Origin of the sequence: Cellulomonas iranensis NBRC 101100 = JCM 18110 (assembly GCF_001552375.1) — a bacterium.
Taxonomy (GTDB): Bacteria; Actinomycetota; Actinomycetes; order Actinomycetales; family Cellulomonadaceae; genus Cellulomonas; species Cellulomonas iranensis.
The window spans coordinates 36263-57999 of record NZ_BCRB01000018.1 but is presented as its reverse complement, the minus strand read 5'-3'; the positions used below and the strand labels follow the sequence as shown (position 1 = coordinate 57999).

Below are 21737 nucleotides of genomic sequence, written 5' to 3'. Positions count from 1 at the left end.
GCCCGGGCCGCTGCCCGGCGTCGGGGCCGCGCCGCCCGGGCCCTCGGTCGCGCCGCCCGGGACCCCGGTCGCGGCGCTCGCGGACTCCTGCGCGTCGGCCTCGTCGAGCAGCCGCAGCGCGGCCTCGCCGAGCGCGTGCGCGGTGCGCAGCAGCGCGGGCACCTGCTCGGTCTGCCACGCGGTCCGGGCGCGGTCGGCGTCGCGGCCGGCCCACGTGAGGGCGTCGAGCCCGCGGCCGGTGCGCTGCGCGCACGTCACGAGCGTCTGCGCGGCGTCGTGCAGCGCGACGGCCTGCGTGCGCAGCGCGGCGACGTCGGCACCGTGGAACGCGTCGGTCATGGTGGGCCCCCTGGCTCGGCTCGGGTCTGGCAGCAGCCTCGCCGACCGGGCGCGCCGCGGGCGAGCCCGCGCGGGGTGGAACGTTCCGGGACGCACGGCGACGCCGGGCCCGGGACGTGCCCGGGCCCGGCGTCGTGAGGTGGGTCGGCGCGGGGTGGGTCAGCGCGGGGCGACGACCTCGGGCTCCGCGGTCGCGCCCGTCGTGACAGCGACGGGGGCGCCGGCACCGGCGAGCCGGTAGCCGGGGATGTTCTCGACCACGCGGCGGTACGCCGGCAGGTCGGTCCACAGCTCGTCGCGCAGCGGGTTGAGGCGACGCGTCAGCAGGCGGCGGGCCTGGTAGACGACGACCGCGACGTTGGCCGCGAGCGACAGCGCCGACACCGTGAAGAGCGCGGCGGGGGAGTGCGACGACTGCACCGAGAACTGCGAGTCGGTGACGAACGCCGGGACGGCCATCGTGAACATCATCCAGAACGCGAGCGTGTGCGCGCGGTGCTGGAGCCACGCGCCGCGGCGCAGCCAGAACGCGGGGATCGTGCACGAGAGCAGCAGCGCCGCGCCGGCGTAGAAGGCGTGGTCGCCGACGCAGTTGTAGACGTAGGCGAAGTTCCACAGGTCGTACGCGACGATCCAGAACCAGAGCATGTCCGGCCAGATCATGTCCTTGGTCTTGTCGCGGCTGACGTAGATGCCGACCCAGCCGCAGATCGTCACGATGTTGAGGATGCCGGCGACGCCGTTCATGACGTTCCACGGGCCGGGCACCATCATGACGCCGTCGACGACGCCCTCCTGCATGCCCGAGACCTGGAAGTCACGGATGACGGCCTCGAGGATGTTGATCGACAGGATCGCGGGCGGGAACAGCAGCATCCACCTGTTCGCGGCCAGGCGCGGCACGTACCGGATGAGCATGAAGCCCAGGCAGCCGGCGAGCGCCGAGTACACCTTGACCCAGTGGAACCACGACCCGGTCGACGACCCCGCGCCCGCGGTGTGCGGCCACACGAAGATCGTGAGGACCAGCGGCAGCGCGACGAACAGCGCGAGCCCGGCCACCTTGCCGCGTCGCGAGATCTCGTTGAGGCCGATGAGGCCCGCGAGGACCACGACGAACATCAGTGCCTGGAGCGGCGTGATGCTCTCGAACAGGAACATGTCTCTCCTTCGACGTGCGCCCTGACCGCTAGGACGCGGCAGGGTCGTTGGGTGCCAGTCGCAACGTCTGGCGCACGAGCGTGGCGAGCACGTCGTCAGGCGTGTCGGGCTGGGATCGGACCAGTGCGATGAGGCCGTGCACGAGCACCACGAACGTGGCGCGCACGTGCGCGATCTCGATCGTGTGCCGGGCCGCGTAGGCGGGGATCGTCGTGACCTCGAGGGTGTCGACGAGCGCCTCGACCGCCCGGTCGAGGAACTGCACCGAGAGTGCGGCGTCGTCGAACCGCGGCAGGGGCGTCGCGGTGCGGGGGCTGCTGCCGTCGCCCCGGCGGCGGGTCGGGACGTGGCGGCGGAACAGCGCGACGCACTCGACGACCGCGCCGTCGACGTCGCCGGGGCGCCGGGCCGCGTCCCACGCGCGCAGGTCGGCGACGAAGTCGTCGATGCAGGCGTCGATGACGAGGCCGACGAGCGTCTCCATGTCGCCGACGTAGTGGTAGACGAGCCCGCGGGTGACGCCGACGCGGTCGGCGACGTGCTGGAACGTCGTGCTGCGGACGCCCTGATCGGCGAACAGCTCACGTGCGGCGCGGACGATCTCGTCGCGTCGGACGTCGGGGGCCTTGACGACCCGTCGCTGCTCGGTGCTCATGAGGAGGACGCTATTGACGATGTGTCAACGCGGCGGGGGACCGAGGTCCCGGGATCGCCCGGACGGCCCAGCGCGGCGCCGGGGTGCCCCGGGCGCCGCGGCGGACGACGTGCGTCGCGCGCGGCGCCGTGCGAGCGTCGGACCGTCCCCACGACGCCTCGGGCGAGGAGCTGCCGCGCATGACCTTCACCGTCGACGACGCCCCCTGGTGGACCGGTGCGGTCGTCTACCAGATCTACCCGCGGTCCTTCCAGGACTCCGACGGCGACGGGGTCGGCGACCTGCGGGGCGTGCTGCGGCGCGTCGACCACCTCGCCGAGCTCGGCGTCGACGTCGTGTGGTTCTCGCCGCTGTACCGCAGCCCGCAGGACGACAACGGGTACGACATCAGCGACTACCAGGACGTCGACCCGCTGTTCGGCACGCTCGACGACCTCGACGAGGTGGTCGCGGCGCTGCACGCGCGCGGCATCAAGGTCGTCATGGACCTCGTGGTCAACCACACGAGCGACGAGCACCCGTGGTTCGTCGAGTCGCGCGCGTCGGTCGACTCGCCGAAGCGCGACTGGTACTGGTGGCGGCCGGCCCGCGACGGCATGGAACCGGGCACCCCCGGCGCCGAGCCGACCAACTGGGCGTCGTTCTTCTCCGGGCCCGCGTGGGAGCTCGACGAGGCGACGGGCGAGTACTACCTGCACCTGTTCAGCCGCAAGCAGCCCGACCTCAACTGGGAGAACCCCGAGGTCCGCGAGGCGGTCTACGCGATGATGCGCTGGTGGCTCGACCGCGGGGTCGACGGCTTCCGCATGGACGTCATCAACCTCGTCTCCAAGGTCGTGGACGCCGACGGCGGCCTCGCGGACGGCCCGGTGACCCACGGTGCGCTGGGGGACGGCACGGCGCAGTACACGAACGGCCCGCGCCTGCACGAGTACCTGCAGGAGATGCACCGCGAGGTGTTCGAGGGGCGCCGCGACGGCCTGCTGCTGGTGGGCGAGACGCCCGGTGCGACGGTCGACGACGCGGTGCTGCTCACCGACCCCGCGCGGCGCGAGCTCGACATGGTGTTCACGTTCGAGCACGTCGGCCTCGACCACGGACCGGGCGGCAAGTTCGACCCCGTGCCGCTCGACCTGCGCGACCTCAAGGCCGTGCTGGGGCGGTGGCAAGCCGGCCTGGCCGAGCGCGGGTGGAACTCGCTCTACTGGGACAACCACGACCAGCCGCGCGTCGTGTCGCGGTTCGGCGACGACGGCGCGCACCGCCGCGACTCGGCGACCATGCTCGCGACCGTGCTGCACCTGCACCGCGGGACGCCGTACGTCTACCAGGGCGAGGAGCTCGGCATGACGAACGCGCACCTGACGTCGTTCGACGAGTACCGCGACATCGAGTCGGTGCGGTGGGCCGCCGAGCAGCGCGCGCTCGGGCACGTGCCCGACGAGCGGCTGCTGGCGGGGCTCGCGGCCATGAGCCGCGACAACGCCCGCACGCCCGTGCAGTGGGACGCGACCGCGCACGCGGGCTTCACGACCGGCACGCCGTGGCTGCCCGTGAACCCGAACCACGTCGAGGTCAACGCCGAGGCCGAGCGCGCCGACCCGCGCTCGGTCTTCCACCACTACCGGCGGCTGGTCGCGCTGCGCCACGAGGACCCCGTGGTGCGTTTGGGCGACTTCACGATGCTGCTGCCGGACGACCCGCACGTCTACGCGTTCGAGCGCTCGCTCGACGGTTCGCGGCTGCTCGTCGTGGGCAACTTCACCGGGGACGAGCGCACGGTCGAGCTGGGGGAGGGGTGGCACGACGCGTCGCTCGTGCTGGGCAACCTCGCCGAGCCCTCGGCGGTGGTCGCGGGGCGCGTCACGCTGCGCCCCTGGGAGGCTTGGGTGCGCCGCGCCGCGTAGGGCGGTGCGAGCCGCAGGGCGGACGCACGACGCCGCGCTCGGGCGGTCGGTGCCACCATGCGCGCATGGGCAAGGTGCACGAGCACATCGGTGAGCGCATGCGCACGTGGCTGCTGGCGCAGCACGTGTTCTTCGTCGCGACGGCCCCCAGCGGGCCGGGCGGTCACGTCAACGTGTCGCCCAAGGGGGTCGGCGGGACGTTCGCGGTGCTCGACGAGCGCACGGTCGCGTACGTCGACCTGACGGCGTCGGGCTCGGAGACCATCGCGCACCTGCGCGACGACGGGCGGATCACGCTGATGTTCTGCGCGTTCGAGGGGCCGCCCGACATCGTGCGCCTGCACGGCCGCGGCCGGTTCGTGACGCTCTACGACGAGGGCTTCGACGAGCTGCTCGGACGGTTCGAGGGCGGCCTGGACGAGTCGCGTGGCGCCCGGGCCGTGATCGTCGTCGACGTCGAGCGCGTCTCGGACTCCTGCGGGTACGGGGTCCCGCTGATGTCGCACGTCGGCGAGCGTGACCTGCTGCCCCCGTTCATGGAGCGCAAGGGGGCGGAGGGGCGCGCGGCGTACCGGCGGCTCTGGAACCGCACGAGCGTCGACGGTCTGCCCGGGTTCGACATGGACCCCGAGCCGCCGGACGCGTGAGACCGCCGCGCCGCGGTCACCGGGCCAGGCGCTCGACGACCCCGCCGAACAGCGCCGGCAGGTGCCGCGCCGCGGGCACGAGGACGGGCCGCAGCGGCGACCTCGCCCACGCGACGAGCCCCGTCGTCAGCACGCGGTACTCGCGCGTCGCCGCACGCCACGCGCGCTCGTACGCCGCCGGGTCGTCGAGCGTCGCGACGGCCGCGCGGGCCTGCGCGAACCCGACCCGCAGCCCCTCGCCCGTGAGCGCGTCGACGTAGCCCGACGCGTCGCCCACGAGCCGCACGGGCCCGAGCGCGCGACGCGTCGCGCGCTGCCGCAGGGGCCCGGCGCCGCGCACGGTGCTCGCGGGGGCCGCGCCGGCGAGCCGGTCCGCGAGCTCGGGCAGCGCGGCGAGCGTCGCGTCGAGGTCGGTGCCGCGCGGGCCGAGCACCGCGACGCCCACGAGGTCGTCGGCCACGGGCGTCACGTACGCCTCGGCGTGCGGTGCCCAGTGCACCTCGACGAGGTCGCTCCACGGGGCGACGCGGTAGTGCCGCCGCAGGCCGTAGCGGCGTCGGCCCGCGACGCGCTCGCGGGCGCGCTCCGTCGGCGGCTCGGACGCGGGCTCGAGCCCCAGCCGGCGGCGCACGGTCGAGTGCAGGCCGTCGCACGCGAGCAGGTGGCGAGCCGTCAGGCCGTCGACGTCGACACCCGCGGGCGTGATCCGCACGTCGTGCGCGCGGCGCGGGACGACGACGACGCCGACGTCGGCCGCGAGGGCGCGCAGCGCGTCGTGCAGGACCGTGCGCCGTACGCCGCGCCCGGGGGTGCCGCGGAACGCGTGGTCGACGTGACCGCTCGCCGTGCGGTAGCTGATCCCCGCGAGCACGTGCCCCGCGGGGTCGAGGTCCCACGCGCGCAGCAGGCGCAGCGCACCCGGCATCAGCCCCTCGCCGCAGGCCTTGTCGACCGTGCCGTCGCGGGCCTCGAGCACGACCACGTCGAGCCCGCGGCGGCGCGCCTCGACCGCGGCGGCCAGGCCCACGGGGCCGCCGCCCACCACGAGCACGTCGGTGTCCGTCACGGCACCGGCCCGCCGCGCGACGGCCGCGCCGCGCGTCGCCCCGCGCTCACGCGCCCACGGTCGCCGCGCGCAGCGCGCGCTCCTCCGCGGGGATCCGGTACCGCGCCAGCAGCACCGCGTTGAGCAGCGTGAACACGAGAGCCGTGACCCAGGCCGTGTGCACGAGCGGCAGCGCGATCCCCTCGACGACCACCGCGACGTAGTTCGGGTGGCGCAGCCAGCGGTACGGCCCCCGGTCCACGAGCGGCAGGTCGGGCACGACGATCACGCGCGTGTTCCACCGCGGCCCGAGCGTCGCGATGCACCACCACCGCAGCCCCTGGCTCGCGACGACGAGCGCGAGCGCGGGCCACCCCAGCCACGGCAGGAACGGCCGGTCGGCGACGAGCACCTCGACGACGCACGCGACGAGCAGCGCGGTGTGCAGCGCGACCATCGCGGGGAAGTGCCCGCGGCCGCTCTCGACACCGCCGCGCGCGAACGACCAGCGGGCGTTGCGCGTCGACACGACGAGCTCGGCGACGCGCTCGACGGCCGTGAGGCCGACGACCACCAGGTAGAGGGTCAGCACCCGTGTCCTCCCGTGGACCACTCGAGCAGCACCATCTCCAGGCCCACGCCGGGCCCGAAGGCGAGCAGCACGCCGGGGGAGCCCGCGGGCGTCCCCGCACGCAGCGTGCGGTCGAGCACGTGCAGCACCGACGCGGACGACAGGTTGCCGACGTCGGCGAGCGACGCGCGGCTCGCGTCGAGCGCGTCGGCGGGCAGGCCGAGCGCGTCCTGCACGGCGTCGAGGATGCGCGGGCCGCCCGCGTGCACGACCCACCGCGTGACGTCGCCCGGCTTGCGGCCGTGCGCGGCGAGCAGACCCTCGACGTCGGCCGCGACGCCCGCGCGCACGACGTCGGGCAGCCCCGCGGACAGCACGATCCGGAACCCCGAGGCGCCGACCCGCCAGCCGAGGTGGTCGGCGGTGCCCGGGTAGAGGCGGCTGCCGACCGCGACGACGCGGGGGCCGGTGGTGCCCGCCGCGGCGGGGTGGTCGTCGCCGACGAGCACGGCCGCGGCGGCGCCGTCGCCGAACAGGCCGCTCGCGACGAGGTTCGCGGGGCTGGGGTCGTCGGGCTGCAGCGTGAGGGAGCACAGCTCGACGCTGACGACGAGCGCGACGTCGTGCGGGTGACCCGTGAGGTGGTCGTGCGTGCGGGCGAGCGCGGCCGCGCCGCCCGCGCACCCGAGGCCGAAGGACGGCACGCGCGTGACGTCGCGCCGCAGGCCGAGCCGGTCGACGAGCAGCGCGTCCACCGACGGGGCGCCGACGCCCGTGACGGACGTGAGGAACACGAGGTCGACGTCCTGCGCGGACAGCCCGGCCCGGTCCAGCGCGTCGGCCGCGGCGCGCGCGGCGAGCTCGGTGGCCAGCTCGAGGTACAGGTCGTTGGCCTGCCCGAAGTCGCGGACCTCGCCGTACCGCTCGAGGGGGAGGGCGAGGTGCCGCGTGCGCACGCCGCAGCCGGCGTGCAGGCGTCGTGCGAGCGCCTCGGTGCGTGCGTCGCCCGCGGCGACCAGCGGCGCGACGACGTCGAGGATCTCCTGCTGCGAGCGCGGCGGCCCCGGCAGCGCGGGGGCGACGGCCAGCAGGTGCGACATCCCGGCATCGTGGCACGCGGTCGGGGTGCCCGCGCGCCGTGGGCGCAGGTCGCGTGCAGGCCGCGCGCACGGCGGCGTCGCGGGTTAGCGTCGCGTCGTGCGCGAGCCGTCGACGACCACGGGCCCCGGCCGTGCGGCGCCTCGCGACCCGGCCCCGCGGGTCGCGCCCGGCAGGACGCTCGCGGGCATGGTCCGGGCGTCGCACGCCGGCCCGACGGTCGTCGTGACGGGCCTGGCGACGGCGCTCGCGGCCGGGCTCGCGGCGCCCCCGCGCACCGTGCTGCTGGTGCTCGTCGTCGTGCTCGCGGGACAGCTGTCGATCGGCTGGTCGAACGACTGGCTCGACGCCGCGCGCGACCGGGCCGTGGCGCGAGCGGACAAGCCGGTGGTCGCGGGGGCCGTGACGGCCCGGCTGCTGCGCGGGGCGGCGGCCGCCGCGGTCGTCGTGTCGGTGCTGGCGTCGCTGCCGACGGGCGTGCTCGCCGCGGGCGCGCACCTCGTCGCGGTCGCGGCGGGCTGGGCGTACAACCTCGGGCTCAAGGCGACGGCGGCGTCCTGGCTGCCGTACGCGCTCGCGTTCGCGCTGCTCCCGGGGTTCGTCGTGCTCGCGCTGCCCGGGCCGGGCCGGCCGGCGGGGTGGCTGCTCGCGGTCGGTGCGCTGCTCGGCGTGGGCGCGCACCTCGCGAACGTCCTGCCCGACCTCGAGGACGACGCCGCGACGGGCGTGCGGGGCCTGCCGCACCGGCTGGGTCGGCGCGCGGCGAGCGTGCTGGCGCCGGCGGTCCTCGCGGTGGCGGTCGTGGTGGCCGTGCTCGGGCCGCCGGGGCCGCCGCGCGCCGCTGCCGCGACGGTCGGGGTCGTGGCGGTCCTGGTGGGCGTGGTCGCCGGGCTGGTCGGCCTGCGCCGCGGGCGCAGCCGCGCGCCGTTCACGCTCGCGATGGTCGTGGCCGTGCTGTGCGTCGTGGTGCTCGGCCTGTCGGGGACGTCGCGCGCCGTGGTCTGACGCGCGTCAGCGGTCCTCGACGTCGACGACCACGCGCACGGGGTCGGCGAGCACCAGGACCCGGAACGCGCGGGGCCCGTCGTCGACGCCGACGAACGAGTCGGTCATGCCCTCGAACGTCAGGGGGCGCACGACGTGCTCGACGTCGCCGTCGTCCGGCCGCAGGTCCTGCGAGAACTCCTGCAGCCCGTCCTGCGTCGGGTAGGTGGTGCCCAGGAGCGTGACCTGGAGGATCGCGTCGCCGTCGACCTGGCGGACGGCGCCGCTCGGGTCCTCGACCGCGCGCTCGACGTACCGCACGCGGTAGCCGGGCGTGCCGGTGCCGCCCTCGAGCTGGTAGACGACGCGGTCGTACCCCTCGTGCTCGCCGGTGCGCACCCCGGTGACGACGTAGAGCGAGGCGTCCCCTTCGGACGTGAGCTCGGTGCCGGGCGCGGCGAAGCCGTCGAGCCCGTCCGTCGGCTCGGCGGCGCCGGGCGTGGCGGCGCCGGTCGGTGCCGTGCCGGTCGGCGTCGGCGGCGGGGACGACGTGCCCGTGGGGGTGGGCGTGGCGGAGACGGTCGTCGTGGCGGTCGACGTCGGCGCGGGGTCGTCGGCGCACGCCGCGAGGGCGGCGCCCAGGCCGAGCGTGGTCGCCGCGGCGAGCAGCCGGCGGGCGGTCGTGGTCGTCATGGTGGCCTCCCTGTCGCGTGCGTCCACGCTAGGGGGCGGGGGCACCAGGCCGGGCGCGTGACCCGCCGAGGCGCGGCGGTCCGGGTCGACGTTCCACGCCATGGACGTGTGAACCACGATGTGAGACGAGAGGTGAGGGATGTGACACCCGCACGGGACAGGCGTAGGGTCGCCGACGTGCAGATGATCCTCGTAGTACTTCCTGAGCGCGCCGGCTGACGCCACCGCACAGGTCGCTCGTCGCGCGCGCTCGCCCCTCGTCCATCCCGGTGCCCGGGTCGAGGGGCTTTTTCGTGCCCGGCAGCCGCCCGGCGCACCCCGCACCGGACGACCACACCCGCACTCGACCCGCAGGAGACGACGATGGCTCAGGGTCCCCATCCCGCACCACCGCGCGCTGCCGTGCGCCCCGTGCGCCCGGCCGCCGAGGCGACGCCCCGGCAGGGTGACGCGCCGGCGGCCGATCGGCGCATCGGCCCCGAGAAGGTCACGGGCGCGCAGTCGATCGTCCGGTCCCTCGAGGAGGCCGGCGTCGAGGTCGTGTTCGGGATCCCGGGCGGTGCGATCTTGCCGACGTACGACCCGCTCATGGACTCCTCGCGCGTGCGGCACGTGCTCGTGCGCCACGAGCAGGGGGGCGGGCACGCGGCCGCCGGCTACGCGTACTCCTCGGGCAAGGTCGGCGTCACCATGGCGACGTCCGGCCCGGGCGCGACCAACCTCGTCACCGCGATCGCCGACGCCAACATGGACTCGGTGCCGATGGTCGCGATCACCGGCCAGGTCGGTGCGTCGATGATCGGCACGGACGCGTTCCAGGAGGCCGACATCGTCGGCATCACGCTCCCGATCACCAAGCACAACTACCTGGTGACCGACCCCGACGACATCCCGCGCACGATCGCCGAGGCGTTCCACGTCGCGTCGTCGGGTCGCCCCGGTCCCGTGCTCGTCGACATCGCGAAGTCGGCGATGCAGGCGCAGACCACGTTCTCGTGGCCGCAGGACGTCAACCTGCCCGGGTACCACCCGGTGACCAAGCCGCACGCCAAGCAGATCCGCGAGGCCGCGCGGCTGCTCGCGACCTCACGCCGGCCGGTGCTGTACGTGGGCGGCGGCGTGATCCGCGCGGGCGCGTCCGACCTGCTGCGCCGTCTGACCGACGCGTCGGGCGCCCCCGTCGTCACGACGCTCATGGCCCGCGGCGCGCTGCCCGACTCCCACCCGCAGCACCTCGGCATGCCCGGCATGCACGGCACGGTCGCCGCGGTGGCCGCGCTGCAGAAGGCCGACCTCGTGGTCGCGCTCGGTGCGCGGTTCGACGACCGCGTGACGGGCCTGCTGGCGTCGTTCGCGCCCGGCGCGACCGTCGTGCACGCCGACATCGACCCCGCCGAGATCGGCAAGAACAAGCGCGCCGACGTCCCGATCGTGGGCGACCTGCGCGAGGTGATCGCCGACCTGCTGCCCGAGCTCGAGCGCGAGCACGCCCAGCACGGCAGGCCGGACCTCGAGGCGTGGTGGAAGCAGCTCGACGACTGGCGCGCGACGTTCCCCCTCGGGTACGACGAGCCGACGGACGGCCTGCTCGCGCCGCAGCACGTCATCACCCGCATCGGCGAGATCTCCGGCCCGGAGTCGATCTTCGTGTCGGGCGTCGGGCAGCACCAGATGTGGGCCGCGCAGTTCATCCGCTACGAGCGGCCCGGCTCGTGGGTCAACTCCGGCGGCCTGGGCACCATGGGCTTCGCGGTGCCCGCCGCGATGGGCGCGAAGGTCGGCGACCCGTCGCGCACGGTCTGGGCGATCGACGGCGACGGCTGCTTCCAGATGACCAACCAGGAGCTCGCGACCTGCACGATCAACGAGATCCCCATCAAGGTCGCGGTGGTCAACAACAGCTCGTTGGGCATGGTCCGCCAGTGGCAGACCCTGTTCTACGAGTCGCGCTACTCCAACACCGACCTGCACACGGGCCACGGCACGGCGCGAGTCCCGGACTTCGTCAAGCTCGCCGACGCGTACGGCGCGGTGGGCCTGCGGTGCGAGACCAAGGCCGACGTCGACGCGACGATCAAGCGCGCGATGGAGATCGACGACCGCCCCGTCGTGGTCGACTTCACGGTCTCGCGCGACTCGATGGTGTGGCCGATGGTCGCCGCCGGCGTCAGCAACGACGCCATCCAGTACGCGCGGGGCATCAGCCCCGCGTGGGACCGCGAGGACTGAGGAAGGAACCGCGATGACCCGCCACACCCTGTCCGTCCTCGTCGAGAACAAGCCCGGCGTGCTCACGCGCGTCGCGGGGCTGTTCGCGCGCCGGTCCTTCAACATCCACTCGCTGGCCGTCGGCCCGACCGAGCACGCCGAGATCAGCCGCATCACGGTCGTCGTCGACGTCGACGCGCTGCCGCTGGAGCAGGTGACCAAGCAGCTCAACAAGCTGGTCAACGTCATCAAGATCGTCGAGCTCGAGGACGCGGCGTCGGTCCAGCGCGAGCTGCTGCTCGTCAAGGTCAAGGCCGACGTGTCGCAGCGCACGCACGTGCTCGAGGTCGTGCAGCTGTTCCGGGCGCACGTCGTCGACGTCGTGCCCGACACGGTCGTCATCGAGGCGACCGGCGGCCCGGGCAAGCTCGACGCCCTGCTGGCGGCCCTCGAGCCGTTCGGCATCCGTGAGATCGTGCAGTCCGGCACGGTCGCCATCGGCCGCGGCTCGCGGTCCATCACCGACCGCGCGCTCGAGCGCGTGAGCCGGTCCGCCTGACCCCGTCCAGAACCCACCCTGCCAAGACACACCACCGAGGAGATCCACCGTGGCTGAGCTGTTCTACGACGACGACGCCGACCTGTCGGTCATCCAGTCCAAGAAGGTCGCCGTCATCGGCTACGGCAGCCAGGGGCACGCGCACTCGCTCAACCTGCGCGACTCCGGCGTCGACGTGACCGTCGGCCTGCGCGAGGGCTCGGCGTCGTGGGCCAAGGCCGAGAACGAGGGCCTCAAGGTCGCCTCGGTCGCCGACGCGGTCGCCGGTGCCGACGTCGTCGTGATCCTCGCGCCCGACCAGGTGCAGCGCATCGTCTACCGCGAGGAGATCGAGCCGAACCTCAAGGACGGCGCCGCGCTCGTCTTCGGTCACGGCTTCAACATCCGCTACGGCTACATCAAGCCGGCGGCCGACCACGACGTGCTCATGGTCGCGCCCAAGGGCCCGGGCCACCTCGTCCGCCGCGAGTACGTCGACGGGCGCGGCGTGCCGGTCATCGTCGCGGTCGAGCAGGACGCGTCGGGCTCGGCGTGGGCGCTCGCGCTGTCGTACGCGAAGGCCATCGGCGGCCTGCGCGCGGCGGGCATCAAGACGACGTTCACCGAGGAGACCGAGACCGACCTGTTCGGCGAGCAGGCCGTCCTGTGCGGTGGCGTGTCGCAGCTCATCCAGTACGGCTTCGAGACCCTGACCGAGGCGGGCTACCAGCCCGAGGTCGCGTACTTCGAGGTGCTGCACGAGCTCAAGCTCATCGTCGACCTCATCTTCGAGGGCGGGATCACCAAGCAGCGCTGGTCGGTGTCGGACACGGCCGAGTACGGCGACTACGTCTCGGGCCCGCGCGTCATCACGCCCGAGGTCAAGGCGAACATGCAGGCCGTGCTCGCGGACATCCAGAACGGCGCGTTCGCGGAGCGCTTCATCACGGACCAGGACGCGGGCGCGCCCGAGTTCCAGGCGCTGCGCGAGAAGGGTCAGAACCACCCGATCGAGCCGGTCGGCCGCGAGCTGCGCCAGCTGTTCGCGTGGGTGAAGCCCTCGGACTCCGACTACACGGAGGGCAGCGCGGCGCGCTGACCCACCACCGCCCACTGCGAGAGGGCGATCCAGCACCGGCTGGATCGCCCTCTCGCACCTGGTGGGGGTGCAGGTCGCCGCGCGGCGCGCGAGGATCGCTGCGCGGGCGCGCCGCCCGTGACCTCGAGGGAAGGGTGCACGATGACCGAGCAGCTGCCGCAGGCCCCGGACGGCACGCAGGACACGCGGATCGCGGACTTCTGGGACGCGGCGCGCGGGCACCTGGGGTGGGGCAAGCTCGACCCGGTGATGGGGGAGACGGTCGACGGTGCGGTCGCCCCGCCGGCGTGGTCGTTCGGCGACGACCCGGTCGCGGCGGACGCGCTGCTCGGCCTGGTGCTCGAGGGCCGCAAGACGGCGACGTCGACGGCGCTCGCGGAGCTCACGGCGGCCGACGCGCCGCTGCCGCGGGTCGGGGACGTGTCGATCGTGCTGGACTCGCGCGGCGACCCGCGGGCGCTGCTGCGCACGACGGCGGTCGACGTCGTACCGTTCGACGCGGTGGGTGACGAGCACGCGGCGGCGGAGGGCGAGGGCGACCGGTCGGTCGCGGCGTGGCGGCGTGAGCACGAGGCCGTGTGGCGACGCGTGCTCGGGGACGCGGTGTTCTCGCCGACGATGGACGTCGTCACGGAGCGGTTCGAGCTCGTGTACCCGACGACGGGGTCGGCGCCGGCGGTCGACTGAGCCAGCGTCCGCCTGATGAGACGAGACGTCCGAGGCGTGGACCGCTGGTTACTGTGGCGGCATGGCTGACACGACCCCTCCCACGTCCCTGAACCTGGCCGTCGTGGCCGGCGACGGCATCGGGACGGAGGTCGTCGAGCAGGGGCTCCTCGTGCTCGAGCAGGCCCTGCACGGCACCGGCACCACGGTCCGCACGACCGACTTCGACCTCGGCGCCCGGCGCTGGCACGCCACGGGCGAGACCCTCACGGACGAGGACCTCGCCGCGATCCGCACGCACGACGCGATCCTGCTCGGTGCGATCGGCGACCCGAGCGTGCCGTCGGGCGTCCTCGAGCGCGGGCTGCTGCTCAAGCTGCGCTTCGCGCTCGACCACTACGTCAACCTGCGCCCCAGCACGCTCTTCCCGGGCGTCGCGAGCCCGCTCGCCGCCCCCGGCGACGTCGACTTCGTCGTCGTGCGCGAGGGCACCGAGGGTCCCTACGTCGGCAACGGCGGCGCGATCCGCGTCGGCACGCCCGCCGAGGTCGCGAACGAGGTGAGCGTCAACACCGCGTTCGGCGTCGAGCGCGTCGTGCGCGACGCGTTCGCGCGCGCCGCGGCTCGCCCCCGCAAGAAGCTCACGCTCGTGCACAAGCACAACGTGCTGGTGCACGCGGGCCACCTGTGGCGTCGCACGGTCGAGGCCGTCAACGCCGAGTTCCCCGACGTCACGGTGGACTACCTGCACGTCGACGCGGCGACGATCTTCCTCGTCACCGACCCCGCGCGGTTCGACGTCATCGTGACCGACAACCTGTTCGGCGACATCCTCACCGACCTGGCCGCCGCCATCACGGGCGGCATCGGCCTCGCCGCGTCGGCCAACATCAACCCCGACCGCACCGCGCCGAGCATGTTCGAGCCCGTGCACGGCTCGGCCCCCGACATCGCCGGGCAGGGCAAGGCCGACCCCACCGCGACGGTGCTGTCGGTCGCGCTGCTGCTCGACCACGTCGGCCTGCCCGACGCCGCGCGCGCCGTCGAGGCCGCGGTGGCCGCCGACATCGCCGAGCGCGCCGGCCGAGTACGGTCGACGGCCGAGGTGGGCAAGGACCTCGCCGCCCGCGTCGCCGGCTGACGCCCTGCCCGGGGCTCGCCGACGACGCCGCGCACGACGAGCGTCCGTCGGTCCGCAGGCGCGCGCCTGCACCCTGTCCACCCGGCCGTCCGCACCGGTACCGTCGACGTCGACCCTGGTGAAAGGCCCCCCGATGAGCACCCTCACGACCCCCTCGTCCGCCGCGTTCGCGCTGCACCGCACCGACCACCCCGTCCCGGACGCCGAGCGCGCGGCGGCGCTCGCGTCGCCGCGCTTCGGCACGGTGTTCACCGACCACATGGCTCGTGTCTCGTGGACCCACGCGGACGGGTGGGCCGACCGCCGCGTCGAGCCGTACGGCCCGCTGCAGCTCGACCCCGCGACCGCCGTCCTGCACTACGCGCAGGAGATCTTCGAGGGCCTCAAGGCGTACCGGCACCCCGACGGCAGCGTGTGGTCGTTCCGCCCGGAGGCCAACGCGGCACGGTTCGCGCGCTCGGCGCAGCGGCTCGCGCTGCCCGAGCTGTCCGAGGCGGACTTCCTCGGCGCGATCCGCGCGCTGGTCGAGGTCGACCGCGAGTGGGTGCCGTCGGGCGAGGAGACGAGCCTGTACCTGCGGCCGTTCATGTACGCGTCCGAGCGGTTCCTCGGCGTGCGGCCGTCGCTCGAGGCCGAGTTCCTCGTGATCGCGTCGCCCGTCGGCCCGTACTTCGCGGGCGGCGTCAAGCCCGTGTCGATCTGGGTGTCGCAGCAGTACCACCGCGCCGGCGCGGGCGGCACGGGGGCGGCCAAGTGCGGCGGCAACTACGCCGCGAGCCTGCTCCCGCAGCAGGAGGCGTACGCCAAGGGCTTCGAGCAGGTCTGCTTCCTCGACGACCGCACGGGCACGCAGCTCGAGGAGCTCGGCGGCATGAACGTCGTCGTCGTGCGGGCCGACGGCTCGGTCGTGACCCCGCCGGTGTCGGGCACGATCCTCGAGGGCGTCACGCGCTCGTCGATCCTGCAGCTGCTCTCCGACGCGGGGCACGAGGTGTCCGAGCGGCCCGTGCTGCTCGACGAGCTGCGCCGCGACCTCGCCGACGGCAGCGTCACCGAGGTGTTCGCCTGCGGCACCGCCGCGGTGATGACGCCGATCGGGCGGCTCGCGAGCGACGACTTCGACCTCGTGGTCGGCGACGGCGAGGCCGGGCCGGTGACCATGCGGATCCGCGCCGAGCTCACCGACGTGCAGTACGGCCGCGCTGCCGACCGGCACGGCTGGATGCACCGGCTCGTCTGACCGGCGGCGCCGTGCGGCGGGGGACGCCTCGCCGCACGGCCCGCACCGGACGGCTGTTCCGCATGATGGACCGCCTGCCGCACGCGGGCGGCGTGTGCGACGATCACCCTGTGACCCGCTTCACGCTCATCATCGCGTAGCGCGTCGGCCCACCCGCCGACGCGCAGACCTCCCGTCCTCGGGGGGTCTTTTTGTTGGTCCAGACGTCAGCCCGGCACCACCCCCCGCCGGGCGGACACGTCGACGAGGCACCGGCACCACCCCCGCCGGTCGCGCACCCGCCGACGCACTCCCGCACCGCCGAAGGAGCACCCCGTGAACGCCCCCGCGTCGCCCACCTTCCACGTCTACGACACGACGCTGCGCGACGGTGCGCAGCAGGAGGGCATCAACCTGTCGGTCGCCGACAAGCTCGCGATCGCCCCGCTGCTGGACGAGCTGGGCGTCGGGTTCATCGAGGGCGGCTGGCCGGGCGCGGTGCCGAAGGACACCGAGTTCTTCAAGCGCGCCGCCAAGGAGCTCGACCTGCGGCACGCCGAGCTCGCGGCGTTCGGCGCGACCCGCAAGGCGGGCGTGCGCGCGGTCGACGACCCGCAGGTGCGGGCGCTGCTCGACTCCGAGGCCCCGGTCGTCACGCTCGTCGCGAAGTCCGACGTGCGGCACGTCGAGCGCGCGCTGCGCACGACCCCCGACGAGGGTCTCGCGATGATCGCGGACACGGTCGCGTTCCTCGTGCGCGAGGGGCGGCGCGTGTTCGTCGACGCCGAGCACTTCTTCGACGGCTACGGGTACGACGCCGACTTCGCCGTGCGTGCGACGCGGGCGGCGTTCGAGGCCGGCGCCGAGGTCGTCGCGCTGTGCGACACCAACGGCGGGATGCTGCCCGACCAGGTGCGCGAGGTCGTCGCCGCCGTGCGGGCCGCCGTCGGCCCCGACGCGGTGCTGGGCATGCACGCGCACAACGACTCGGGCTGCGCGGTCGCCAACACGCTCGCGGCCGTGGACGCGGGCTGCGCGCACGTGCAGGGCACCGTCAACGGCTACGGCGAGCGCACGGGCAACGCCGACCTGCTGTCGGTCGTCGCGAACCTCGAGCTCAAGCTCGGACGCCGCGTGCTCGCGCGCACCGACGACTCGCCCGGCGGCCTGCCCGAGCTCACGCGCATCGCGCACGCCATCAGCGAGCTCACCAACATCTCGCCGTTCGCGCGTCAGCCCTACGTGGGCGCCAGCGCGTTCGCGCACAAGGCCGGGCTGCACGCGTCGGCGATCAAGGTCGACCCCGACCTCTACCAGCACACCGACCCCGCGCTGGTCGGCAACGACATGCGCATGCTCGTGTCCGACATGGCGGGCCGCGCGTCGATCGAGCTCAAGGGGCGCCAGCTCGGCATCGACCTGGCCGAGCAGCCCGCGGTCCTCTCGCGCGTCACCGACCGCGTGAAGGACGCCGAGGCGCACGGCTACACGTTCGAGGCCGCCGACGCGTCGTTCGAGCTGCTGCTCGTGGAGGAGCTCGAGGGCGCGCGCCCGGGGTACTTCCGCGTCGAGTCGTGGCGCACGATCGTCGAGCGCAACGGCGGTCGCGGCACGCCCGCGACGGCCGAGGCGACCGTCAAGCTGCACGCGGGCGGCGAGCGGATCGTCAGCACCGGCGAGGGCAACGGTCCCGTCAACGCGCTGGACCACGCGCTGCGGCACGCGCTGCTGCGCGTCTACCCGGAGCTCGAGGGCTTCGAGCTCATCGACTTCAAGGTCCGCATCCTCGACCAGATGCAGGGCACCGACGCCGTCACGCGCGTGCTCATCGAGACGACGGACGGCGAGACGTCGTGGAGCACGGTCGGCGTGGGGCCCAACCTCATCGAGGCCTCGTGGGAGGCGCTCACCGACTCCGCGATCTGGGGTCTGCGCCACCGGGGCGTCCTGCCGCGCTGACGCCGCCGCGGGTGCGGGGTGCGCCCGCGGGTCGTCGCGCCGGGGACGGACGCACGCCCTAGCCTCGGGGGTGGCCCCCGCGGCCCGTAACGGAAGGAGCCCCCGTGTCCGGCTCGGCCCCGCCCCCGCCCTCCGGCGACGAGGCGAGGTGGCGCGCGGACGCGCGGCCGGGCGGCGGTGCCCGCCCTGGCCGCGGGTGGCGACGCGCGGGGTGGGTCGCGGTCGTGGTGCTCGTGCTGGTCGGCGTCGTCGTGCTGGCCACGCGTCCCTGGGCCGTGGACGCGACACCCGTCCCCACGGCGACGGTCGTCGTGGCGACGCCGTCCGCCACGGACGACGCGTCGCCGGACGCCCCGACGCCCGGCCCGACGTCGACGGCGGTGAGCCCGCCGGGCGCCGACGCGCGCTTCGACGCGACGACGGCGGCGTCGCTGCTCGTCACGCGCGCCGACCTCGAGCAGGCCCTCCCGGCCGCCGCCGCGGGTGTGGGGCGCGGTCTCGAGCCCGGCACCAGCACGTGGGGCCTGCCCGAGGGCGCGGTCGTCGAGCCGCCCGAGTGCCTGCCGGCCGTCACGGTCGTGACGTCGCCGCCGGTGCACCACGACGCGCAGTCGTGGGGCAACGACGAGATGACGTTCGAGCAGGACGTCGTGGTGCTCCCGGACGCGGCCGCGGCGAGCGACGCGTTCCGCGCGCTGGTCACGACCGTCGACGCGTGCGCCCGGTACACGCGGGTGGTGCCCGGTGCGGCCGGCACGACCTGGACGGCCGAGCCCGCGCTCGAGGGGCAGGGCGTGTTCCCGGCGATCGTGCAGGACGTCACGGCCGTGACCGAGGGGGTCGCGGTGCCGCAGGTCACGGGCCACGTGCTGGTCGGCAACGCCGTGGTCACCTGGACGGCGAGCGCCCCGACCGCCGCCGACGCACAGGCCGCCCACGCGGTGCTGGGCTCGTCCGCGGAGCTGAGCGCGGTCGTCGAGTCGCGCGCGCTCGCGGCGGTCCGTGCGCTGACCTGAGCAGGGCCGCGGCGCGCCTAGGGTGGGGGTGTGCACGGTGAGTACAAGGTGCCCGACGGCAAGCTCGTGGTGATCGACCTCGAGGTCGACGACGACGGCCGGCTGCGGGACGTCGTCCTGTCCGGAGACTTCTTCCTCGAGCCCGACGACGCGCTCGGCGTGCTCGCCGGCGCCCTCGTGGGCGTGCCGCGCGACGCGCACGTCGCGCAGCTCGTCCAGGTGCTCGACGACGCGCTGCGCCTCGCGCAGGAGCAGGGCCGGATCGTGGCGCCGGTCGCGATGGTCGGGTTCGACACGCGCGCGGTCGCGGTCGCGGTGCGTCGCGCGCTCGGGTTGTCGACCGCGTGGTCGGACCACGAGTTCGCGGTGCTGCACCCGGGGCCGATGCCGCCGGCGGTGCACGCGGCCCTCGACCAGGTGCTCACCGAGGAGCTCGACGCGGGGCGTCGCGGCCCCACGCTGCGCTTCTGGGAGTGGGAGGACCCGGCGGTCGTCATCGGCTCGTTCCAGTCGCTGCGCAACGAGGTCGACCTCGACGCGGCGCGGGACCTGGGCGTGACGGTCGTGCGCCGCGTCTCGGGCGGCGGCGCGATGTTCATGGAGGCCGGCAACTGCATCACGTTCTCGCTGGTGGTGCCGGGCTCGCTGGTCGACGGCATGTCGTTCGAGGACTCGTACGCGTTCCTCAACGCGTGGGTGCTGGGCGCGCTCGCCGACGTCGGCGTGCAGGCCACCACGTCGGGCCTCAACGACATCGCGTCACCCGCGGGGAAGATCGCCGGGTCGGCGCAGAAGCGGCTCGCGGGCGGCGCCGTGCTGCACCACGTGACGATGGCCTACGACATCGACGCCGACAAGATGCTCCAGGTGCTGCGCATCGGGCGCGAGAAGCTGTCCGACAAGGGCACGCGCTCGGCGAACAAGCGGGTCGACCCGGTGCGCTCGCAGACCCGGCTGCCGCGCGAGCAGGTCATCGACGCGTTCGTCGCGCACTTCCGCGGTCGCTACCGCACGGTCGACGACGAGCTGCGCCCGGCCGAGCTCGAGCGCGCCCTGCACCTGGTGGAGACGAAGTTCTCCGACCCGGTCTGGACCGCGCGCGTCCCCTGACCGGACGCGCCGGGGCGGCCGCGCGCCCCGGCGCGGGACGGGGCCGTGCCGCTCAGGGCGTGCGGTTCAGACCGCCCCGGTGAGGACGACGGCCAGGGCGGCGAGCCCGAGCAGCACGAGCGCCGCGGCGCACGCCGTGACGAGGCGGCCTCCCGGGGCGCGCTCCAGGGCGTCCGACGCGGTCGCGTGCGGGGCAGCCCCGGGGCCGCGACCTCCGCCGGTACGTCGGCGCCGGGCGGCGACCAGCACGACGACCGCCAGGACGGTGCCCGCCGCCGCGACGCCCCACGCCGCCACGCCCCAGACCACGGACAGCAGCCGACCGGCTGCGACTGACCCGGCGACGAGACCGAGCGCGGTCCGGCGCCAGGCCAGCGCGGTCCGTTCGGGCGCGAGCGTCGGCCGGGCCGGCCCGGTCATGCGAGCAGCAGCCCGAGCAGCACCAGCAGCCCGGCCACGCCCATGCCCGCCACGAGCACGCCGAACCCCAGCGGGGCGGGCAGCGGGTCACCGCGCCGCATCGCCCGCTCGGCGCGGGCCCACCCCCACCAGGCGAGGGTCGGCGCGACCGTCCCGAGCCCGACGAGCAGCACCGACGCCGTCAGGCGCGGGCCGGGTGCGATCGGCAGGTCGAGCGCCTCGAGCGCGACGCCCGCCGCGAGGAGCGCGAGCCCGGTGCGGGCCCACGCGAGGAACGTGCGTTCGTTGGCCAGCGAGAACCGGGCGTCGGGCTCGGTGCCGACGCGGTAGACCCACCGGGGGAAGCGGCGGTCGGGGACGGGGCCGTCGGGGGACATGGCCCCATCCTCGCAACGTGCGCGACCCGGCGGCGTCACCGCGGCGCGGGCCGGGCCCCGAACACGGCGGTCCCGACCCGCACGACCGTCGCGCCCTCGGCGACGGCGGCCTCGAGGTCGCCGCTCATGCCCATCGACAGTCCGTCCGCGTCGGCGGTCCCCGGCGCACCCGACGCGACCACGGCGTCGCGGACCGCGCGCAGCCGCGCGTAGCCGGCGCGGACCACGCTCTCGTCGTCGCTGCGCGCACCGACCGTCATGACGCCGGCGAGCCGCAGCCCCGGCAGCGCGGCGACGCGCACCGCGAGGTCGGGCGCCTCGGCGGGGGAGGTGCCGTGCTTGCTGGGTTCGCCGGAGACGTTGACCTGCACCCACACGTCGAGCGGTGCCGTGCGTTCCCGCACGCGCTGGGACAGCCGGAGCGCGAGCGCGTCGTCTGCGACGGACTGCACCGCGTCGGCCCAGCGCAGCGCCGCGTTGACCTTGTTGGACTGCAGCGGTCCGATCACGTGCCAGGTCGGGGCGAGGTCGGTGAGGTGCGGCGCGGTCGCGACGAGCTCCTGCACGCGGTTCTCGCCGAGCAGCACCGGGGCCGTGCCCGACCCGGCCGCGCGGGCCGCGGCGTCGGCCAGCAGGGCGGCGCGCACCGCCGGCGCGTCCATGGTCTTCGCCGCGAGCAGCACGCGGACCTCGTGCGGGTCGCGCCCGGCGGCCGAGCACGCCGACCGCACCCGCTCGTGCACGCGAGCGAGGCGCGCCGCGACGTCCTGGACCTCCACGACGCCCGACCGTACCCGTCGGGCGCGCCCGGGTCGGCACGGCTCCGCCCGGTGGACGCCGGTGCCCGGGGTCGAGTCCCTCCAGGCGCCGCCGTGTGGCGTCGG

21 protein-coding genes and 1 pseudogene are annotated in these 21737 nt (G+C 74.9%); 12 read left to right on the top strand and 10 right to left on the bottom strand.

All coding sequences use genetic code 11. The features are described 5' to 3' along the window. The 3 genes and pseudogenes from CS2_RS05870 to CS2_RS05860 all read right to left on the bottom strand — a co-directional run. Positions 1-339: pseudogene (locus CS2_RS05870) on the bottom strand (hypothetical protein); the annotation flags it as partial. A 159-nt stretch (positions 340-498) separates the two neighbouring features. After that, a complete protein-coding gene (locus CS2_RS05865; RefSeq protein WP_070319269.1) occupies positions 499-1500 on the bottom strand; it encodes a DUF5692 family protein in 1002 nt (333 codons plus the stop codon). Positions 1501-1528: 28 nt separating this feature from the next. Continuing rightward, positions 1529-2155 carry a TetR/AcrR family transcriptional regulator gene (locus tag CS2_RS05860; protein WP_070319268.1) on the bottom strand — a complete coding sequence of 209 codons (627 nt, stop codon included), beginning with the start codon at positions 2153-2155 and terminating at the stop codon, positions 1529-1531. 179 nt (positions 2156-2334) lie between these two features. On the opposite strand from CS2_RS05860, the gene CS2_RS05855 reads away from it, so the two are divergent. Then, positions 2335-4062 carry a glycoside hydrolase family 13 protein gene (locus tag CS2_RS05855; RefSeq protein ID WP_070319275.1) on the top strand — a complete coding sequence of 576 codons (1728 nt, stop codon included), beginning with the start codon at positions 2335-2337 and terminating at the stop codon, positions 4060-4062. A gap of 65 nt (positions 4063-4127) precedes the next feature. Further along, positions 4128-4709 (top strand): pyridoxamine 5'-phosphate oxidase family protein, encoded by a 582-nt coding sequence (locus tag CS2_RS05850; protein WP_070319267.1) that lies wholly within the window; start codon positions 4128-4130, stop codon positions 4707-4709. A gap of 16 nt (positions 4710-4725) precedes the next feature. On the opposite strand, the gene CS2_RS05845 is transcribed toward CS2_RS05850, so the two are convergent. The 3 genes from CS2_RS05845 to CS2_RS05835 are packed head-to-tail and all read right to left on the bottom strand — an operon-like array spanning position 4726 to position 7425. Beyond that, positions 4726-5775 (bottom strand): NAD(P)/FAD-dependent oxidoreductase, encoded by a 1050-nt coding sequence (locus CS2_RS05845; protein WP_070319266.1) that lies wholly within the window; start codon positions 5773-5775, stop codon positions 4726-4728. Positions 5776-5821: 46 nt separating this feature from the next. Beyond that, positions 5822-6346, bottom strand: a complete 525-nt coding sequence (locus CS2_RS05840; protein ID WP_062102548.1) for an isoprenylcysteine carboxyl methyltransferase family protein — start codon at positions 6344-6346, stop codon at positions 5822-5824. Continuing rightward, positions 6340-7425, bottom strand: coding sequence for a type III polyketide synthase (locus tag CS2_RS05835; RefSeq protein ID WP_070319265.1), 1086 nt, complete (start codon positions 7423-7425; stop codon positions 6340-6342). Before CS2_RS05835 ends, CS2_RS05840 begins: the two co-directional genes overlap by 7 nt. A gap of 97 nt (positions 7426-7522) precedes the next feature. On the opposite strand from CS2_RS05835, the gene CS2_RS05830 reads away from it, so the two are divergent. After that, positions 7523-8428 (top strand): UbiA family prenyltransferase, encoded by a 906-nt coding sequence (locus tag CS2_RS05830; protein ID WP_233421082.1) that lies wholly within the window; start codon positions 7523-7525, stop codon positions 8426-8428. A 6-nt stretch (positions 8429-8434) separates the two neighbouring features. Here CS2_RS05830 and CS2_RS18770 read toward each other — a convergent pair whose 3' ends face one another. Further along, positions 8435-9100 carry an AMIN-like domain-containing (lipo)protein gene (locus CS2_RS18770; protein ID WP_070319263.1) on the bottom strand — a complete coding sequence of 222 codons (666 nt, stop codon included), beginning with the start codon at positions 9098-9100 and terminating at the stop codon, positions 8435-8437. 363 nt (positions 9101-9463) lie between these two features. On the opposite strand from CS2_RS18770, the gene CS2_RS05820 reads away from it, so the two are divergent. The 9 genes from CS2_RS05820 (at position 9464) to lplB (ending at position 20056) form a co-directional block, all read left to right on the top strand. Then, complete coding sequence (locus tag CS2_RS05820) at positions 9464-11329, top strand: acetolactate synthase large subunit (protein WP_070319262.1); 1866 nt, start codon at positions 9464-9466, stop codon at positions 11327-11329. Between the two features lie 13 nt (positions 11330-11342). Next, entirely contained in the window at positions 11343-11867 is a 525-nt protein-coding gene (gene ilvN, locus CS2_RS05815; protein WP_046527871.1) for an acetolactate synthase small subunit, read from the top strand. Positions 11868-11916: 49 nt separating this feature from the next. Beyond that, positions 11917-12945, top strand: a complete 1029-nt coding sequence (gene ilvC, locus CS2_RS05810; RefSeq protein ID WP_070319261.1) for a ketol-acid reductoisomerase — start codon at positions 11917-11919, stop codon at positions 12943-12945. A gap of 141 nt (positions 12946-13086) precedes the next feature. Beyond that, positions 13087-13632 carry an ASCH domain-containing protein gene (locus tag CS2_RS05805; RefSeq protein WP_070319260.1) on the top strand — a complete coding sequence of 182 codons (546 nt, stop codon included), beginning with the start codon at positions 13087-13089 and terminating at the stop codon, positions 13630-13632. Between the two features lie 61 nt (positions 13633-13693). Next, positions 13694-14752, top strand: a complete 1059-nt coding sequence (locus tag CS2_RS05800) for a 3-isopropylmalate dehydrogenase (protein ID WP_070319259.1) — start codon at positions 13694-13696, stop codon at positions 14750-14752. 133 nt (positions 14753-14885) lie between these two features. Next, entirely contained in the window at positions 14886-15992 is a 1107-nt protein-coding gene (locus tag CS2_RS05795) for a branched-chain amino acid aminotransferase (protein ID WP_046527875.1), read from the top strand. Positions 15993-16307: 315 nt separating this feature from the next. Next, positions 16308-17930 (top strand): citramalate synthase, encoded by a 1623-nt coding sequence (cimA, locus tag CS2_RS05790; protein WP_070319258.1) that lies wholly within the window; start codon positions 16308-16310, stop codon positions 17928-17930. A 104-nt stretch (positions 17931-18034) separates the two neighbouring features. Then, on the top strand, positions 18035-18946 hold the full coding sequence (locus CS2_RS05785) for a sensor domain-containing protein (RefSeq protein WP_070319257.1): 912 nt from the start codon (positions 18035-18037) through the stop codon (positions 18944-18946). A gap of 30 nt (positions 18947-18976) precedes the next feature. Next, positions 18977-20056 (top strand): lipoate-protein ligase small subunit, encoded by a 1080-nt coding sequence (gene lplB, locus CS2_RS05780; protein WP_070319256.1) that lies wholly within the window; start codon positions 18977-18979, stop codon positions 20054-20056. 66 nt (positions 20057-20122) lie between these two features. Here the strand turns inward: lplB and CS2_RS05775 are convergent, their stop codons facing one another. The 3 genes from CS2_RS05775 to CS2_RS05765 are packed head-to-tail and all read right to left on the bottom strand — an operon-like array spanning position 20123 to position 21632. Next, positions 20123-20476 (bottom strand): DUF202 domain-containing protein, encoded by a 354-nt coding sequence (locus CS2_RS05775; protein WP_070319255.1) that lies wholly within the window; start codon positions 20474-20476, stop codon positions 20123-20125. Beyond that, on the bottom strand, positions 20473-20853 hold the full coding sequence (locus CS2_RS05770; protein WP_062102537.1) for a YidH family protein: 381 nt from the start codon (positions 20851-20853) through the stop codon (positions 20473-20475). The genes CS2_RS05775 and CS2_RS05770 overlap by 4 nt, the downstream gene beginning before the upstream one ends. Before the next feature lie 35 nt (positions 20854-20888). Then, complete coding sequence (locus CS2_RS05765; RefSeq protein WP_070319254.1) at positions 20889-21632, bottom strand: YggS family pyridoxal phosphate-dependent enzyme; 744 nt, start codon at positions 21630-21632, stop codon at positions 20889-20891. Positions 21633-21737: the final 105 nt, after the last annotated feature.

Coding starts and splice junctions, on each gene's coding strand:
- CS2_RS05865 (WP_070319269.1), bottom strand. CDS start 1,500: ATGTTCCTGTTCGAGAGCATCACGCCGCTCCAGGCACTGATGTTCGTC.
- CS2_RS05860 (WP_070319268.1), bottom strand. CDS start 2,155: ATGAGCACCGAGCAGCGACGGGTCGTCAAGGCCCCCGACGTCCGACGC.
- CS2_RS05855 (WP_070319275.1), top strand. CDS start 2,335: ATGACCTTCACCGTCGACGACGCCCCCTGGTGGACCGGTGCGGTCGTC.
- CS2_RS05850 (WP_070319267.1), top strand. CDS start 4,128: ATGGGCAAGGTGCACGAGCACATCGGTGAGCGCATGCGCACGTGGCTG.
- CS2_RS05835 (WP_070319265.1), bottom strand. CDS start 7,425: ATGTCGCACCTGCTGGCCGTCGCCCCCGCGCTGCCGGGGCCGCCGCGC.
- CS2_RS18770 (WP_070319263.1), bottom strand. CDS start 9,100: ATGACGACCACGACCGCCCGCCGGCTGCTCGCCGCGGCGACCACGCTC.
- CS2_RS05820 (WP_070319262.1), top strand. CDS start 9,464: ATGGCTCAGGGTCCCCATCCCGCACCACCGCGCGCTGCCGTGCGCCCC.
- ilvN (WP_046527871.1), top strand. CDS start 11,343: ATGACCCGCCACACCCTGTCCGTCCTCGTCGAGAACAAGCCCGGCGTG.
- CS2_RS05805 (WP_070319260.1), top strand. CDS start 13,087: ATGACCGAGCAGCTGCCGCAGGCCCCGGACGGCACGCAGGACACGCGG.
- CS2_RS05800 (WP_070319259.1), top strand. CDS start 13,694: ATGGCTGACACGACCCCTCCCACGTCCCTGAACCTGGCCGTCGTGGCC.
- CS2_RS05795 (WP_046527875.1), top strand. CDS start 14,886: ATGAGCACCCTCACGACCCCCTCGTCCGCCGCGTTCGCGCTGCACCGC.
- CS2_RS05775 (WP_070319255.1), bottom strand. CDS start 20,476: ATGACCGGGCCGGCCCGGCCGACGCTCGCGCCCGAACGGACCGCGCTG.
- CS2_RS05770 (WP_062102537.1), bottom strand. CDS start 20,853: ATGTCCCCCGACGGCCCCGTCCCCGACCGCCGCTTCCCCCGGTGGGTC.